The sequence below is a fragment of the Actinospica robiniae DSM 44927 genome (assembly GCF_000504285.1).
Classification (GTDB): domain Bacteria; phylum Actinomycetota; class Actinomycetes; order Streptomycetales; family Catenulisporaceae; genus Actinospica; species Actinospica robiniae.
In genome coordinates this window covers 4,171,908-4,187,106 of the sequence record NZ_KI632511.1, presented here as the reverse complement: position 1 = coordinate 4,187,106, position 15,199 = coordinate 4,171,908, and the positions used below count along the sequence as shown (strand labels likewise).

Sequence of the window (15,199 nt, the reverse complement as noted above, 5' to 3'; positions counted from 1 at the left end):
CTGTTCTCAACGCCGCGCCGTCCTTCATCCCGTCGCCCGTTCTGCTGCACCGACGCCTGCCCGCGCCCGTGCTTGTCCCTGCACCGCCCGCGCCCGCGCCCGCACTCGCGCCCGCCCGCACCCGCACCCGCACCCGCCTCTATTCTCCCGAACCGCCCGACCGGTTCTCAGCGCTTTTGCGGAGCGCACCCAGCTCCTCGCGCCACCCCTTCGTGTTCTCCTTGATCCCCGACTGCTTCACCTCCTCACTCGCGTCCAGTGCCGCGAAGCCGCTCTCGCGGACCCGGACCGTCACAGCATCCTGTGCCTCGCTGATGAAGAACTCGACGAGCGTCGTCCGTCCGTCGCCCAGCTCTTCGTTCGGGAACTGGCTCGCCCACCGGAAGGCCGCGTAGATCCGCGGGGTGAGCTCGACCACCTCGACCGGGAAGCTGCCCCACTTCTCCGACGTCCGCACCGTGTGACTGCCCGCCGTGCGGTCCACCGGCACCGGTGCGTCGGATGGCACCCACCAGCCGGGGACGCTCACCAACTCCCAGACCAGCTCCAGGTCCGCGTTGATGCTGATCTCCTGCTCGATCGCATCCTGCTGCATTCTGCTCCGACCTCCTCGCTCCTCCGTCGGCCAAGCTCTTGTGCCAGCCGATTCAAACGCAAGTACAGAGTTGCACATGGGGTACAGATATGCAACTCTGTACTTGCGCATCGGCGTGTCGCCGCATCGGCCCATGCGAAAGGGCCGCTCCCAGCAAAGCTGGGAACGGCCCTTGGACCTGGGAGCTCGTGCTCGCGCGCCCGGGTGGGTCGCTCGATCGAGTGATCTACTGCTTCACCCGACCTACTGCCTAGCCTGTCCTACCGCGTGAACTCCGCGAGCGCGGACTGAGCCTGCTCGAGCCATTCGCGGCGCGCGCTGATGGCTGCCTCCGCGTCGGCGGCCTTGCGTGCGTTGCCTGCGGCCTTCGCCTTGGTCAGCTCCGCCTCGAACTTCTCCAGGGACGCCTCGAGCTGACGCACCGTCGCTTCGGCGCGGGCCCGTGCCTCGGGGTTGGTGCGCTGCCACTCGGCCTGCTCCGCGTCCGCCACGGCCCGCTCGACGTCGCGCAGCTGGCCTTCCACCCGCGACTTCGCGTCGCGCGGGACGGGGCCGACCTCTTCCCAGCGCTCCTGGATGGTGCGCAGGGCCGACTTGGCCGCCTTGAGGTCCGTCACCGGCAGCAGGGCCTTGGCCTCGCCCAGGAGCTCCTCCTTGCGGGTGAGGTTCTCCTTGAACCCGGCGTCGCGCTTGTCCAGGTCGGCGTTGCGGGCGGCGAAGAAGCCGTCCTGGGCGGCCTTGAAGCGCACCCACAGCTTGTCCTCGACGTCGCGCTGGGCGTGCCCGGCCTTCTTCCAGCGCGCCATCAGGTCGCGGAAGCCCTGGGCGATCTCGGCCCAGTCGGTCGGCTGGCCGATCGGCTGGCCGGCCAGCTCCTCGGCCTCCCCGACCAGCTCCTCCTTGCGGCCGCGAGCCGCGTCGCGTTCGGCGTCGAGCTCGGCGAAGTGGGCCTTACGGCGCTTGGCGAAGGCGGAACGGGCGGTGGCGAAGCGGTTCCACAGCTCGTCGTCGGCCTTGCGGTCCAGCCGCGGGACGGCCTTCCACTCCTCGACCAGGGCGCGCAGCCGCTCACCGGTGGACTTCCACTGGCCGGACTCCGCCAGCGACTCCGCCTCGGCGACGATGCGCTCCTTGCGCTCGGCCGCCTCGACCAGTTCCTTCGCGCGGGCCTCCTTGCGGGCCGCGCGGCGCTGCTCGGCCAGCTGCTCGAGCGAGTCCAGCCGCTTGAGCAGGGCGGCCAGGTCGCCGATCGCGTGCGCGTCGGTGATCGCGCCGCGCAGCTCCGCCAACGTGGCGGCCGCGTCCTTGCCGCCCTGGTCCGAGCGCAGCCGGCGCTCGAGCAGGTCGACCTTCGTGCGCAGACCGTCGAAACGCGTCTGGTAAAACGCCAGGCCCTCGGCCGGGCTGCCGGCCGCCCAGTTGCCGATCTCGCGCTCGCCGCCGTCGGCCGTGCGTACGTACACGGTGCCGTCGGCCGCGACCCGGCCCCAAGCGCTCTTGGCTTCCACGGCCGGCGCGGACGGCACGGCCTCGACCGCGGGAGCGGCCGGCGTGGCCTCATCGGCCGGCGCGGCTTCAGCGGTCGGCGCGGCTTCGGCGGACGGAGCCGCGACGGGCTCGGTCTCGTTCGCGACAGGCGTCGGCTCGCCGGCGCCGTGCTGCGGCGCCTCGGTCGCCGCGCTCACCTCGCCCGCGCCGCTCTCGTCTGCCGCGCTGGTCGCGATGGTGGGCTGCTCGCCGTCGGACACGGTAGTCCTCCTACGTTCACTACGGACGGACTCCCGCCCGCACCGGGCACTCTACAGGCGCACGCGGGGCGGACGGGAGGGTGAATCCTGCGAAAACCGCTCAGCTCGCTTGGATCGTGACCTTCTCAATGGTGGTCGCGTCCTTCGGCGGGGTGCTGCCGTCGCTCTCGGAGTCGGCGCCCGCGGCACCGATGGTCTGCAGCAGGTCCAGGCCCTTGGTGATCGTGCCGAACGGCGTGTACGTCGGGGACAGCGTCGAGTCCTTGCCGACCAGGAAGAACTGGCTGCCGCCGGTGTGCGGCTGGCTCGTGTTGGCCATGGCCACGGTGCCGGCCTTGTAGGTCACCGAGCCGCTGGAGTCGGCTGCACCGAGCGAGGCGAGGTTCTCGTCCGGAATCGTGTAGCCGGGGCCGCCCGACCCAGTGGCGGTCGGGTCGCCGCACTGCAACATGAACAGGCCGGTGGACCACACCAGGCGGTGGCACTTCGTGTTGTTGTAGTAGCCCTTCTGCGCCAGGTAGACGAAGGAGTTCACGGTGTAGGGCGCGGCCTTGCCGTCCATGCTGATGACGATGTCGCCGCGGTTCGTCGTCAGCGTCACCGTGTAGGTCTTCTGCGCGGTCGCCGCGTCGTACGTCGGCACGGTGATGCCCTTGACTGACGACGTGCCCGAGGCCTCGTACTTCATCGGGTTGGCGGCGGCGGTCGAGCTCGCGCTGGCCGCTGGAGAGGCGGCGCCGGTGGCCGAGCCGGTGGCGGCGGCCTTGGCCGTCGTGTTCGGGTTGTTGCCGGTGAAGGCGAACCCGGTGGCCACACCGCCCGCCACGACCAGGGCCGCGACGGTGCTCACGATCGCGATGCGCCTCTTGCGCTGGGCCTCGCGCCGCTTCTGCTGAATCTTGCCCTGCACCCGCTCGTAGCGGGCTCGCTCCAGCGCTCGCTGGCGGTCCTTCGTGCTGGCCACGTCCGTAAGTCTCCTCGTCGCATCCGCGCTGATCCTGGTTCGGCGCTGGCCCCGTCCCCGGTGCCCACCGCCCATGCCCGACGGCCCCGCACGCAGTGTACGTGTGAAGTGCTCTTCGCTTTAAGACAGCGCGCCCATTGTTATGGGTTCGCTAAGCCCGTCACCACGCCGGTAGGCTGACCAGGACGTCACGCCCGAATCGATACCGGTAGAAATCAGGACGCACGGTGCTTATCGCTGGGTTCCCCGCAGGCAGCTTCGGCACGAATTGTTATGTGGTCGCGCCCGGGCCGGGGGAGCGCTGCGTGGTCGTCGACCCAGGTCAAGACGCTGTCGGCGATCTCACCGACTTGCTGCGCGAGCACCGGCTGCGGCCTGCGGCAGTGGTGCTGACCCACGGGCACCTCGATCACATGTGGTCGGTGACGCCGGTCTGCGGCTCGCACGACATCCCTGCTTACATTCATCCGGCCGACCGCTTCATGCTGGCGGATCCGCTCAAGGGCGTCTCGCCGCAGCTGGCTGCGATGGTCGGGGACGTGACGTTCACCGAGCCGGACCAGGTGCGCGAACTGGCCGACGGGGTGGCGCTGGGGCTGGACTCGGTGCTCGGCTTCGACCTCGTCGTCGACCACGCGCCAGGCCATACCAAGGGGTCGGTGACCTTCACGTTGCCGCGCCTGGACGACGCCGGGGACCCGGACGTCATGTTCAGCGGCGACTTGTTGTTCGCCGGCTCCATCGGCCGCAGCGATCTGCCCGGCGGGGACCCGGCGGAGATGAACGTCTCGCTGACCCGCGTCGTGCTGCCGCGTCCGGACGACACCGTCGTCCTGCCGGGGCACGGAGGCCGCACCACGATCGGCCGGGAACGCGCGTCGAATCCGTTCCTGCGGGGACTTAAGAGCTTCGATTCCGCCCGTCCCGGCCTGTAGCCAGCCGTCGACCTGAGACGAATCGAGTAGAGCCATGACCACCTTTCGGGCGCCGAAAGGCACCTTCGACCTGCTTCCGCCGGATTCGGCGGCCTTCCTCGCGGTACGCGAGGCGATGGCGCGCACGGTGCGCCTGGCCGGCTACCGGTACATCGAGACGCCGGTTTTCGAAGACACGGGCCTGTTCAAGCGGGGTGTGGGCGAGTCCACGGACATCGTCAACAAGGAGATGTACACCTTCACTTCGCAGGGCGGCGATTCGCTGACGCTGCGGCCGGAGGGTACGGCTTCGGTACTGCGGGCGGCGCTGGAAGCCAATCTGCACAAGGCAGGCCAGCTGCCGGTGAAGCTCTTCTATTCGGGCTCGTACTTCCGCTATGAGAAGCCGCAGAAGGGCCGGTACCGGCACTTCTCGCAGGTCGGCGCGGAGGCGCTCGGCTCCGAGGACCCGCAGGTGGATGCGGAGCTGATCATCCTGGCCGTGGACGCCTTCCGCGGGCTCGGGCTGAGCAACGTCAGGCTGCTGCTGAACTCGCTCGGCGACGCCGTCTGCCGCCCGGTGTACCGGGCCGCGCTGCAGGAGTTCCTGCGCGGACTCGACCTCGACGATGCGACCAGGGCCCGGATCGAGATCAACCCGCTGCGGGTGCTGGACGACAAGCGTCCTGACGTCCAGGCGCAGCTGACCGGCGCGCCGATGATCGTGGACTACCTGTGCGAGGACTGCAAAGCCTTCCACAACGAGGTGCGCGAACTGCTGACGGACGCGGGCGTCGCCTTCGAGGACGACCCGAAGCTGGTGCGCGGCCTGGACTACTACACCCGCACCACGTTCGAGTTCGTGCACGGCGGACTCGGCTCGCAGTCCGCGGTGGGCGGCGGCGGACGGTATGACGGGTTGTCGGAGCTGCTCGGCGGCCCGTCGCTGCCGTCGGTCGGCTGGGCGCTCGGCGTGGACCGGACCGTGCTGGCCATGGAGGCCGAGGGCGTGCTGGAGAAGAATCCGTCCCGGGTCGAGGTCTTCGCCGTGCCGATGAACGACGAGGCACGCCGGCTGCTGTTCGGCGTGGTGCGCGACCTGCGCCGCCTGGGCGTGAGCGCCGACACCGTCTTCGGCGGGCGCGGGCTCAAGGGCGCGATGAAGGCGGCCGACCGCTCCGGCGCGCGGTACGCCCTGGTGGCGGGCGAGCGGGACCTCGCCGATAACCTTGTCCAGCTCAAGGACTTGGTCAGCGGGGAACAGACCCCGGTGGCCGTGGACCAGATCATTTCGACGATCAAGGAGAGACTGTCGTGATCCGCACGCGCGAGGCGGGAACCCTCAGGGCCGCCGACGCTGGCACTACCGTCACCCTGGCCGGGTGGGTGGCCCGGCGCCGCGATCACGGCGGCGTGACCTTCCTCGACCTGCGCGACGGCTCGGGCGTCGTGCAGGTCGTCGTCCGCGACATGGAGTCGGTGCACGATCTGCGCAACGAGTACTGCGTCGCGGCGACCGGCGAGGTGCGGCCGCGCCCGGAGGGCAACGCCAACCCGGACCTGGCCACCGGCGAGGTCGAGGTCGTGGTCGAGACCGTGGAGGTGCTCTCCGAGGCCGCGCCGCTGCCGTTCCCGATCGATGAGCGCAAGAGCGCGAACATCAACGAGGAGGTCCGGCTGCGTTATCGCTACCTGGACCTGCGCCGCGAGGACATGGCCGCGAACATCCGCACCCGGGCCCGGGTCACCCGGGTGATCCGGGACGTGATGGACGAGAACGGGTTCTTCGACGTCGAGACGCCCTACCTCACCCGGGCCACGCCGGAAGGCGCCCGCGACTTCCTGGTGCCGGTGCGCCTGCAGCCCGGTTCCTGGTACGCGCTGCCCCAGTCGCCGCAGCTGTTCAAGCAGCTGCTGATGGTGGGAGGCCTGGAGCGGTACTACCAGATCGCCCGCTGCTTCCGGGACGAGGACTTCCGCGCCGACCGGCAGCCGGAGTTCACCCAGCTCGACATCGAGATGTCGTTCGTCGGGCAGGAGGACGTGCTGGCGCTGGCGGAGGGGATCTACCAGCGGATCTGGAGCGAGATCGCCGGGGTCGAGATCCCGCTGCCGCTGCCGCGGATGACCTACGTCGAGGCGATGGCCCGCTACGGCTCGGACAAGCCGGACGTGCGTTTCGGCCAGGAGCTCGTGGAGCTGACCGGCTACTTCGAGGGCACCGCGTTCCGCGTGTTCCAGGCCGAGTACGTCGGCGCCGTGGTGATGCCCGGCGGCGCCGCGCAGACCCGCAAGGAGCTCGACGGCTGGCAGGACTGGGCCAAGGCGCGCGGCGCCAAGGGCCTGGCCTACGTGGTCTTCGACGCCGAGAGCGGCGAAGCGCGCGGCCCGGTGGCCAAGAACCTCTCCGCCGAGCACCTGGCCGGCCTCGCCGAGGCCGTAGGCGCGAAGCCGGGCGACGCGGTGTTCTTCGCCGCCGGCCCGAAGACCGCTTCGCAGGAGCTGCTCGGTGCCGCCCGGCTCGAGATCGGCCGTCGCGGCGGCCTGATCGACGAGTCGCAGTGGGCGTTCCTGTGGGTCGTGGACTTCCCGATGTTCGAGCCGCTGACGGACGACAAGGGCGAGTTCGCCGGCTGGCACGCGGTGCACCACCCGTTCACCTCGCCCACCCCGGAGTGGCTCGACAGCTTCGAGAAGGACCCGGGCAGCGCGCTGTCGAACGCCTACGACCTGGTGCTCAACGGTACCGAACTGGGCGGCGGCTCGATCCGTATCCACCAGCGCGAGGTGCAGCAGCGCGCGTTCAAGGCGATCGGCCTGAGCCAGGAGGAGGCCGAGTCCAAGTTCGGCTTCCTGCTCGACGCGTTCAACTACGGCCCGCCGCCGCACGGCGGCATCGCCTTCGGCCTCGACCGCACGGTCGCGCTGATCACCGGCGCGGACACCATCCGCGACGTCATCGCGTTCCCGAAGACGGCCTCCGGCGGCGACCCGCTGACCGGGGCTCCCGCGCCCATCACGCCGGAGCAGCGCAAGGAGGCCGGCGTCGACTTCGTGCCCAAGCCCAAGGCGTCCGGCACCGCCACGTCCACCGCCGAGTAAGATCACGTACACGGCAAGCTTGCCCCCGCCATGCTCGGCCGCAACGCGGCAGGCATGGCGGGGGCTTGTGCGTGGAATCCCTTCAAAGACGAAAGGGCGTGAACGTGTCCTGGTTGGTGGGCTTGGTGCGGCGGTTGTGGCGCGAGTTGCTGGGGTTCGGCGTGGTGGGCGCCGTCGGCTATATCAGTGACGCGATAATCTTCAACCTGCTCTATCGGCAGGTCCCGTCCGTGCTTGCGTCGGCGATAGCCGTCTCCATCTCGACCGTGGTCGCCTACGTCGGCAACCGGTTCTGGACCTTCCGGGCGCGCGAGCGCCGGGAGACCCGTGCCGAGTTCGGCTTGTTCGTGCTGGTGTCCGCGGGCGGCTTCCTGATCACGGTCTCGTGCGTCTGGTTCACCAAGTACGTCCTGGGCGACGACTCCCGGCTGGCGGCGAACATCGCGCAGCTGGGCGCGGGCCAGGTTCTCGGCACGCTGTTTCGATTCTGGGCCTGTCATATGTACGTGTTCCCGGAATCCGGTGTGACCAGTACTGATGAGCCCGGGAACGCGGTGGGCCCGGCATCGGTCGTCGACCCCGCCGACGAGTATCAGGGGTCAGATTCTCTCGTCTAGCCCAGGTCGCCGCGGGTAAGCTGTGATCCATGCTCATGGAGGGGAAGCCGAACACCCGGCGCGACCGCATCGTCATCAGCCTGGTGTTCGCCATCCACGGCACGGTGACCGGCACGTTCGCCAGCCGACTGCCCTGGACTGCCCACCATGTGCACGCCACGCCCGGCTCGCTCGGCGCGGTGCTGATCACGCCCACGCTCGGGGCGCTGGTGGCCATGCCCGCCACCGGCAGCGTCGTGCACCGGTTCGGCACCCGCGGCGCGATGCGGCTGCTGTTGGCGCTGTGGACCGCCGCCCTCGCCCTGCCCGGGTTCATGCCGAACGTCGGCCTGCTCGCCGTCGCGCTCGCCTGCTACGGCGCCAGCGCGGGCGCCGCCGATGTCGTGATGAACGGTTACGCTGTGCGCATCGAGAAGCGCGCTGGGAAATCGATCATGTCCGGGCTGCACGGCATGTGGTCGGTCGGCGGCATCATCGGCGGTCTGCTCGGCGCGCTGTGCGCGGGCGCCGACATCAGCGCCCTGCCCGAGTTCCTGGTCACCGCCGGGGCGCTGACCGTGATCACGCTCTTCGCCACCTCGATGCTGCCCGCGGACGCCGTCCAAGAGGACCAGATCCGTCCGCCGCGCTTCGCCCTGCCGTCCAAGGCTGTGCTGGGAATCGGGGTCATCGGGTTCTGCGCCGTCTTCGCCGAGGGTTCCGGTTCGGACTGGTCGGCCGTGTATCTCACCAGCGTCGCGCATGCCTCCGCAGCCGTCGGCGCGTACTGCGTCACCGGATTCGCCGCGACGATGGCGATCGGGCGCCTGCTCGGGGACCGAATAGTCCGGCGCTACGGGCCGGTATGGACGGTGCGGGTCGGTGGCGTGATCGCCGCCTTCGGAGCCGTCATCATCGTCCTGGCCCGCCAGCCGGCCACCGGCATCCTCGGCTTCGCGGCGCTGGGCCTGGGCATAGCCACGGTGGTCCCGCTCGCCTTCGCCGCCGCCGGACGCCGAGGCGGGGACACCGAGTCCTCCGTGGCCGGTATCGCGACCATCACCTACACCTCCGGCCTGTTGGCCGGTCCTTCGATCGGCGCGCTGGGCTCGGCCGTCTCCCTCTCCTTCGCTTTCGGCGTGGTCGCCGTGCTCGGCTGCGGAATGGCCGTCGGCGCGTTCGCGCTCCGTCAGCGGGCGTAATTCGATTGGCCCAGTTGACGGACGCCGCTTAGGGTCGGGCCATGCCCATCGAAGTACGCAATGTTCGCACCGAAGACGAGTTCGACCGCTGGTGCGATGCCATCGACGTGGGATTCCAAGCCCCGTACAACCGGGGGGACGGGCGCCGCCGGCGACCGCGCTATCCCGATCTGGGACGGACCTGGTCCGCCTTCGACGGCGACGACATCGTGGGCACGCTCGTCAGCCTGCCGATGGAACTGACCATGCCCGGCCTGCGCCGAATCTCCCTCGACGGCATCAGCGCCGTCACCGTGGCACCCACCCACCGGCGCCAGGGCGTGCTGAGCCGGATGATGGCGGCCGGGCTGACCGAGGCGAAGGAGCGCGGCGACGCGGTAGCCGGTCTCGTCGCCGCGGAGTACCCGATCTACGGCCGCTTCGGCTTCGGACCGGCCACCGAGGCGGCACAGTGGACCGTGGACGCCCGGAATCTCCGCTTCCGCCGTGACCTCCCGGGCCGGATGGAGCTGGTGGACGCGGACACCGCACTGGCCGAGGCCCCGGCGCTCTACGACCGCGTCCGGGCCGGCCTGCCGGGTGCCGTCACCCGCGAGCGTTGGCGCTGGGCCCGGGACACCGGACATGACCGGCCCGAGGGCTCCCCGCCGCCCAAGGACAAGCTGCACGCGCTGTGCCGGGACGAGGCAGGCCAAGTCGTCGGCTACGTCGAGTACCGCTTCACCGAGCGCTGGACCAATCAGCGCCCGAACAACTCGATCCAAGCCTCCAATCTGGTCGCGCTGAACCCGCTCTACGAGGCGCGGCTGTGGAAGTTCCTGACCGACCACGACTGGGTCACCGAAGTCGTCGGCCCCGACCAGGACCGCTTCGATCCGCTCTGGCGTGACCTGCTCGTCGACCGACGGATGGCGGTGGCCGGCGATGCCTGGGACTTCCTGTGGCTGCGCGTGCTCGACCCGGCCGCGTACCTCTCCGCGCGCACGTACGCGAAGGCGGATCGCCTCGTGCTGCGGATCGAGGACAAGAGCGGTTTCGCGCGGGGCGACTACGCGATCGAGAGCGGCGCGGACGGCAGCGGTGAGTGCGTCCCGTGCCAGGACGCGCCGGATCTGGCGCTGCCTGTGGACGTGCTCGGCTCCATCAGTCTGGGCGGTTACAGCCCGAGCCGCTATCGCGCCCTCGAGCTTGTCGAGGAGTACACGCCTGGGGCGGCCGATCGGTTGACCACAATGTTCTCGACTTCACTGGCCCCGCATAGTCCGATGATCTTCTGAGACTGGGTGCACGCTGAGGGTGGCGCGCATCACGGGCTCCGGGTGCTCGGCAGATACGCGCCGGTGGGAGACTTGGCCGTATGAGCGAGGTCGATGGCATGAGCGTACTCGTATGGACAGCACCTGGCACCGCGACGTGGCTGGAAGGACTCGACGAACGCCTGGAGATCGCCGAGATCCCGGCGGACCCTCTGCACGACCCGCGGCTGGCCGAGGTCAAGATCTTGGTCCCGCCGCTGATGCGCAACCTCGAGGACGAGGCCTACGACCTGCGGACTTTAATGTCCAAGGCGCCGTCGCTGGAGTTCGTGCAGACGCAGACCGCGGGCGTCGACGGCATTGTGAGCTCAGTGCCGGACGGCGTGGCGCTCTGCTCGGTGCGCGGCGCCTACGACGAGCTCATGGCCGAGCTGCTGCTGGCCGGGATCCTGGTTTCGTACAAAGAGGTCGCCCACTACGTGCATGCCCAGGACGCGGGAAGCTGGCAGCCGACCGAGGTTCGGGTCATCCAAGGCGCGAAGGTGCTATATGTCGGTTATGGCTCGATCGCGCAGTGTGTCGAGCGCTACCTCGCGCCCTTCGGCGTGGAAAGCCTCAAGGTCGCGCGGACGGCGCGTGACGGCATCGAGGGCCTGGATGCTCTGCCGCGTCTGCTGCCTCAGGCCGACATCGTCGTCGTGCTCACTCCGCTGACCCCGGACACCCGCGGGCTGGTCGGCGAGCAGTTCCTCGCGTCCATGAAGCCGGGAGCGCTGCTGGTCAACGGTGCTCGGGGAGGGTGCGTGGACACGGAGGCGTTGATGGCGGCCGCGCGTGAGCGCGGGATCCGAGCGTTTCTCGACGTCACCGAGCCGGAGCCGCTGCCGGACGGGCATCCGCTGTGGTCGACGCCAGGGATCTTCATCACCCCGCATATCGGCTCGCTCGTCGCGGATAACAACGAGCGCTGCTTCCGCGTGGTGCGGGAGAACCTGACGCGTTGGCTCGACGGAAGGCCCGTGCTCAACCGAGTCGAGCACGGGTACTGAGGGCGGCACGTTGTGATGTCTCTGCCGGAGCGTGTCGTGCGCCTGACGCCCGAACAGGTAAGGCGCAAACGGAGGCTGGCTCTCGAACTGCTGTGGGCCTGCACGGCGTTCTTGCTGCCGTGGTCGATCTATCTGATGATCAGCCTGCCGCGGTCATATAACACGAGGCATTACGACCTGGCCTGGGCCGGCTTCGACGTGCTCGAACTGCTCGCTCTCGGTACCACCGCCTACCTCGGTCTGAGGCGCCGGCAGGCGATGATAGGCGCCGCGGTGGCCGCAGCGACCCTGCTCGTCTGCGACGCCTGGTTCGACATCGCCCTCGACCTCGGCACGCCCGGAATCTGGGGTGCCCTCGCGGCAGCCGTCTTCGTGGAACTGCCGCTGGCAGCCTTCTTGTTCCACCGGGCCACGTTGCTGATGCGGCTGACACTGGTCAGGTTGTACGGCGAGACGGATGACCAGGGCCGCCCGCTGAAGCTGACCCGCATTCCCATGCTCCTCGACCCTTCCCTATGGCCCGACTGGGCCGACTCAGGCGAAAACGCGACACGCCCGGACGAAACTCCGGGAACCGACACGTAGTCACATCCGTTACATGTGTGACAGCTCGGAGTGACCGGGCGTAGTGAGCGGGGGAAGCGAATGCAAGCCGAGGGATTGCAGGGCCAGGAGATCATCGGAGCGCTGATGACGCCCGCCGGTCGCGGGGATCCGTACGCGCTCTACGCCGCCGCTCGGAAGCTCGGTCCGGTGTTCGGCGGCGCGGACTTGGGCATGTACGTGTGTACCGGGCACGACGAGGTCAACGCCGTCCTGCGCTCGCCCGAGTTCGGTAAGTTCGAACGCGAGCAGATCATCGAAGGCTGGCAGGAAAGCCTGGTCGAGGGCGGATCGGTCGACACGATCTCGCGGTCGATCCTCGACGCCAATCCGCCCGACCACCGCCGCGTACGCTCCCTGATCAGCTCGGCCTTCACCCCGCGCCGCATCGCCGGCCTGGAACCGGCCATCACGCGCGTCGCCGACCAGCTGCTGGACGAGCTCGAGCGGCGCGGTAGCCGAGGCGAGCCGGTGGACTTCATGGAGTACGTCGCGTTCCGGCTGCCCGTCACCGTCATATGCGAGCTGCTCGGCGTGCCGGAAGAGGACCGCGCGAGATTCCGCCCGCTCGCCCACGACCTGACCGTAGCGCTCGAACTGATCGACGACCTCGCGAAGCTGGCTCCCGCCGACGCGGCCGCCCTCGAACTGCGCGCGTACTTCGAGAAGCTCACCGCCCAACGCCGGGCGCAGCCGGCGGACGACCTCGTCAGCGCACTGGTACAGGTCAACAGCGCGGACGACGGCCGGCTCTCCGACGTCGAGCTGATCGTCAACTTGACGTTGCTGCTTGTCGCCGGGTTCGAGACGACGACGAATCTGCTGGGCAACGGTCTCGAACTGGCGCTGAAGCGCCCGGCAGTGAAGAAAGGGCTGGCCGGCGGCGGGATCCCGGTGGAGGACTTCGTCGAGGAAGTGCTGCGCTACGACTCGCCGGTCCAGCTGACCATGCGCGTCGCGCTGACCGACGAGGCGCGGATCGGCGGGCAGCGGCTCAAGCGCGGCGAACAAGTACTGCTGCTGATCGGCGCCGCCAACCGCGACCCCGCCCGCTACCCCGACCCCGAGTCCTTCGACCCGCTCCGCCCCGACAGCGCGCCGCTCAGCTTCGGTGGCGGGATCCACTACTGCCTGGGCCAGGGACTGGCGAGGCTCGAAGCGCAGATCGCGTTCTCCAGGTTGTTCCAGCGCTTCCCGGAGATACGCGCGGTCGCAGAACCCGTCCGCAGCGACCGCCTCGTGCTGCGGGGGTACGAAAGGCTGGAGGTGGTGCTGCGGGAGGGGGAGTGAGCGGCAGACTGCGGTTGATCGAGGCTCGGCGGGGCGCCGGATGGCGACGGTGCCAAGGCCGGGTTGGTTCGGCACGGAGTGGATAGGGGCGGAGAGGATCAGGGCTGAGGGTGACGGCGGTTGCTCGGGTGTGCGGGCGTGTGCCTGGGTTGGCACGTCGGGGCTCGGGGCTCGGGGTACGCCGGTGCGGGTGCGGGTGCGGGGGCTGAGCGTGGTGGTGCTTGCTCGGGTGTGCGGGCGTATGCCGGGGTTGGTGCGTCGAGGCTCCTACGCGCGGGTGCGGGCTGAGGGTGACGGCGGTTGCTCGGGCATGCCGGCGTATGCCGGGGCTGGCACGTCGGGGCTCGGCCGCGCGGGTGCGGGCCGAGTGTGACGTGGGTGCTTGGGCACACGGGCGCGGGCGCCTCAGTAAGGCGAGTGACGGCGCGTCGGTACCGACACTCAGGCGTGGGCGCGCGGGCGTCCCGCCGGGCCGCGGCTGCCCGGGAGGGCTGCGTGGTCCCGGTCGTCCTCAGCTGGCATGCGAGTCCTGCAGCTTCACTCGTCCTGGAGCGCGCGGGTCCGGCAGCTGGGTCGTCTGAGTGTGCGGGTCCGGCGGCTTCGCTCGCGGAGCGTGCGGGGCCACTGCCTCACTCGTCCTGAGGTGGTGAGGGGGCCGCGTGGCCTCACTCGTCGCGCGGGCGTCTGTGGGCGTCGCGGCTCTCGTCCACCGCGGCGGCGCGGATCGCGTCCTCGAGCGACTCGTTCTCGTCCGCGTCGGCGAGTTGCGCTGCCTCGTCCTGCTCCTGGGTCGTCACGTGGACGGCGGCTTCTTCGGCGCCGGCGGCACCGCCGTCGATGCCGCAGTCGACCGCGGTGAGCTCGGCGCCGTCCTGGGCGTCGCGGGTGTCCTGCGTCAGACGTCCGGAGCGGGGGCCGGGGCCGTCCTGCCAGCGGTCGTCGGTCGCGGCCGGGTCGACGTCCGGCTCCTCCTGCGCCAGCTGGATGTCCAGCGTCTCGCCGCCCCGCTCGACCTCCGCCGCCGTGAGGCCGACGAGGCCCATGGTGCGGTAGCCGTCCGGCGGGATGATGCCGGTGTCCAGCGGGTCGTAGTCGAGGTCGTCGGTCTCCAGCGAGTCGGACGGCTCGAGCACTCCGTCGTCATCGCCGGGGTAGCGATCCTGCTCCTCCGCTTCGCTCACGGCGAGGCCACCTCCCAGTGTCCGACGATTACCTTCATCAGTGTGACCCGGTCGGCGGTCTCCAACCGTCGACGTGGGATCGAACGCGGCCGTGCATTAGGCCATCAGTGTCCTGGGGCTCAGAGCTCTTCGAGCAGCATCTCGCACGCTTCCAGGCACGTTCGTGCAGCTTCCATGCACAGGCGACAGTGCTGATGGTGCATCTCGTGCCGGAAGCATTCACGGGCCGTCAGCTCGCACATGCCCGCACACGACTGCAGCAGCGCGGCCGCGGCGTCGCGGCGCATGACTGACAGGGGGCGCGAGGCGATCCTGGCCGCGGCCAGGCACACGTCCGCGCAGTCGAGGCATGCGGCTACGCAGCTGGCCAGCGGGCCCGGGTCGGGCTCGGCGAGGGCGCTCGCCGCGCAGCTCGTGCACGCTTGTGCGCAGGCTCGCGCGCTGTCGATGAAGGCTGCCAGAACCTTGAGCGTTCCCGAGTCCGGTGGACTCGGCTGGGCCTCGAGCAGCTCGATCGTGCTGGGCATCCTGGCTGGCCGTCCCTTCGTATGGCGGTCCGTTGTCGGCGACCGACTGCTGCGGGCGCCGTCGGTCGAGTTGCGGCGGCCGATGGGCTGCTCGTCCGGCGTTGCCGTCAGTGACTGGCGGCGGGCTGACGGGCTGCTCGTTTGGTGCCTGCACCCGTGAACGAGTGGCAGC

At 69.9% G+C, this 15,199-nt stretch carries 14 protein-coding genes; 9 read left to right on the top strand and 5 right to left on the bottom strand.

Going from position 1 to position 15,199, the window contains the following annotated elements:
- Positions 1-139 precede the first annotated feature (139 nt).
- The 3 genes from ACTRO_RS17770 to ACTRO_RS17760 all read right to left on the bottom strand — a co-directional run bounded on the left by ACTRO_RS17770 (position 140) and on the right by ACTRO_RS17760 (position 3,307).
- Positions 140-595, bottom strand: coding sequence for an SRPBCC family protein (locus ACTRO_RS17770; RefSeq protein ID WP_034264395.1), 456 nt, complete (start codon positions 593-595; stop codon positions 140-142).
- 260 nt (positions 596-855) lie between these two features.
- Positions 856-2,103, bottom strand: a complete 1,248-nt coding sequence (locus ACTRO_RS17765) for a DUF349 domain-containing protein (protein WP_034275361.1) — start codon at positions 2,101-2,103, stop codon at positions 856-858.
- Between the two features lie 340 nt (positions 2,104-2,443).
- The gene (locus ACTRO_RS17760) at positions 2,444-3,307 is read right to left on the bottom strand and encodes a peptidylprolyl isomerase (RefSeq protein ID WP_034264391.1); all 864 of its coding nucleotides are present in this window, start codon (positions 3,305-3,307) and stop codon (positions 2,444-2,446) included.
- A 227-nt stretch (positions 3,308-3,534) separates the two neighbouring features.
- Here ACTRO_RS17760 and ACTRO_RS17755 point away from each other — a divergent pair, with 227 nt between their 5' ends.
- The 9 genes from ACTRO_RS17755 to ACTRO_RS17715 all read left to right on the top strand — a co-directional run bounded on the left by ACTRO_RS17755 (position 3,535) and on the right by ACTRO_RS17715 (position 13,319).
- Positions 3,535-4,242 carry an MBL fold metallo-hydrolase gene (locus ACTRO_RS17755; protein ID WP_084316354.1) on the top strand — a complete coding sequence of 236 codons (708 nt, stop codon included), beginning with the start codon at positions 3,535-3,537 and terminating at the stop codon, positions 4,240-4,242.
- Between the two features lie 34 nt (positions 4,243-4,276).
- Positions 4,277-5,539 carry a histidine--tRNA ligase gene (gene hisS, locus ACTRO_RS17750; protein ID WP_034264386.1) on the top strand — a complete coding sequence of 421 codons (1,263 nt, stop codon included), beginning with the start codon at positions 4,277-4,279 and terminating at the stop codon, positions 5,537-5,539.
- Entirely contained in the window at positions 5,536-7,323 is a 1,788-nt protein-coding gene (gene aspS / locus ACTRO_RS17745) for an aspartate--tRNA ligase (RefSeq protein WP_034264384.1), read from the top strand. The genes hisS and aspS overlap by 4 nt, the downstream gene beginning before the upstream one ends.
- A gap of 98 nt (positions 7,324-7,421) precedes the next feature.
- Entirely contained in the window at positions 7,422-7,940 is a 519-nt protein-coding gene (locus ACTRO_RS17740; protein ID WP_051450998.1) for a GtrA family protein, read from the top strand.
- Positions 7,941-7,969: 29 nt separating this feature from the next.
- The gene (locus ACTRO_RS17735; protein WP_051450997.1) at positions 7,970-9,121 is read left to right on the top strand and encodes an MFS transporter; all 1,152 of its coding nucleotides are present in this window, start codon (positions 7,970-7,972) and stop codon (positions 9,119-9,121) included.
- A gap of 41 nt (positions 9,122-9,162) precedes the next feature.
- On the top strand, positions 9,163-10,398 hold the full coding sequence (locus ACTRO_RS17730) for a GNAT family N-acetyltransferase (RefSeq protein WP_034264382.1): 1,236 nt from the start codon (positions 9,163-9,165) through the stop codon (positions 10,396-10,398).
- Between the two features lie 80 nt (positions 10,399-10,478).
- Positions 10,479-11,426: an NAD(P)-dependent oxidoreductase gene (locus ACTRO_RS17725; RefSeq protein WP_051450996.1), complete on the top strand. Its 948-nt coding sequence runs from the start codon at positions 10,479-10,481 to the stop codon at positions 11,424-11,426.
- 15 nt (positions 11,427-11,441) lie between these two features.
- Positions 11,442-12,011, top strand: a complete 570-nt coding sequence (locus tag ACTRO_RS17720; protein ID WP_063628021.1) for a hypothetical protein — start codon at positions 11,442-11,444, stop codon at positions 12,009-12,011.
- 60 nt (positions 12,012-12,071) lie between these two features.
- The gene (locus tag ACTRO_RS17715) at positions 12,072-13,319 is read left to right on the top strand and encodes a cytochrome P450 (protein WP_034264380.1); all 1,248 of its coding nucleotides are present in this window, start codon (positions 12,072-12,074) and stop codon (positions 13,317-13,319) included.
- A 665-nt stretch (positions 13,320-13,984) separates the two neighbouring features.
- Here ACTRO_RS17715 and ACTRO_RS17710 read toward each other — a convergent pair.
- On the bottom strand, positions 13,985-14,500 hold the full coding sequence (locus tag ACTRO_RS17710; RefSeq protein ID WP_063628020.1) for a DUF5709 domain-containing protein: 516 nt from the start codon (positions 14,498-14,500) through the stop codon (positions 13,985-13,987).
- Positions 14,501-14,619: 119 nt separating this feature from the next.
- Positions 14,620-15,027 carry a four-helix bundle copper-binding protein gene (locus tag ACTRO_RS17705; protein ID WP_034264377.1) on the bottom strand — a complete coding sequence of 136 codons (408 nt, stop codon included), beginning with the start codon at positions 15,025-15,027 and terminating at the stop codon, positions 14,620-14,622.
- Positions 15,028-15,199 lie beyond the last annotated feature (172 nt).

Excerpts from the sequence above, each read along its gene's own strand:
- ACTRO_RS17770 (WP_034264395.1), bottom strand. The coding sequence starts at position 595 with ATGCAGCAGGATGCGATCGAGCAGGAGATCAGCATCAACGCGGACCTG.
- ACTRO_RS17715 (WP_034264380.1), top strand. The coding sequence starts at position 12,072 with ATGCAAGCCGAGGGATTGCAGGGCCAGGAGATCATCGGAGCGCTGATG.
- ACTRO_RS17730 (WP_034264382.1), top strand. The coding sequence starts at position 9,163 with ATGCCCATCGAAGTACGCAATGTTCGCACCGAAGACGAGTTCGACCGC.
- hisS (WP_034264386.1), top strand. The coding sequence starts at position 4,277 with ATGACCACCTTTCGGGCGCCGAAAGGCACCTTCGACCTGCTTCCGCCG.
- ACTRO_RS17735 (WP_051450997.1), top strand. The coding sequence starts at position 7,970 with ATGCTCATGGAGGGGAAGCCGAACACCCGGCGCGACCGCATCGTCATC.
- ACTRO_RS17720 (WP_063628021.1), top strand. The coding sequence starts at position 11,442 with ATGTCTCTGCCGGAGCGTGTCGTGCGCCTGACGCCCGAACAGGTAAGG.
- ACTRO_RS17725 (WP_051450996.1), top strand. The coding sequence starts at position 10,479 with ATGAGCGAGGTCGATGGCATGAGCGTACTCGTATGGACAGCACCTGGC.
- ACTRO_RS17705 (WP_034264377.1), bottom strand. The coding sequence starts at position 15,027 with ATGCCCAGCACGATCGAGCTGCTCGAGGCCCAGCCGAGTCCACCGGAC.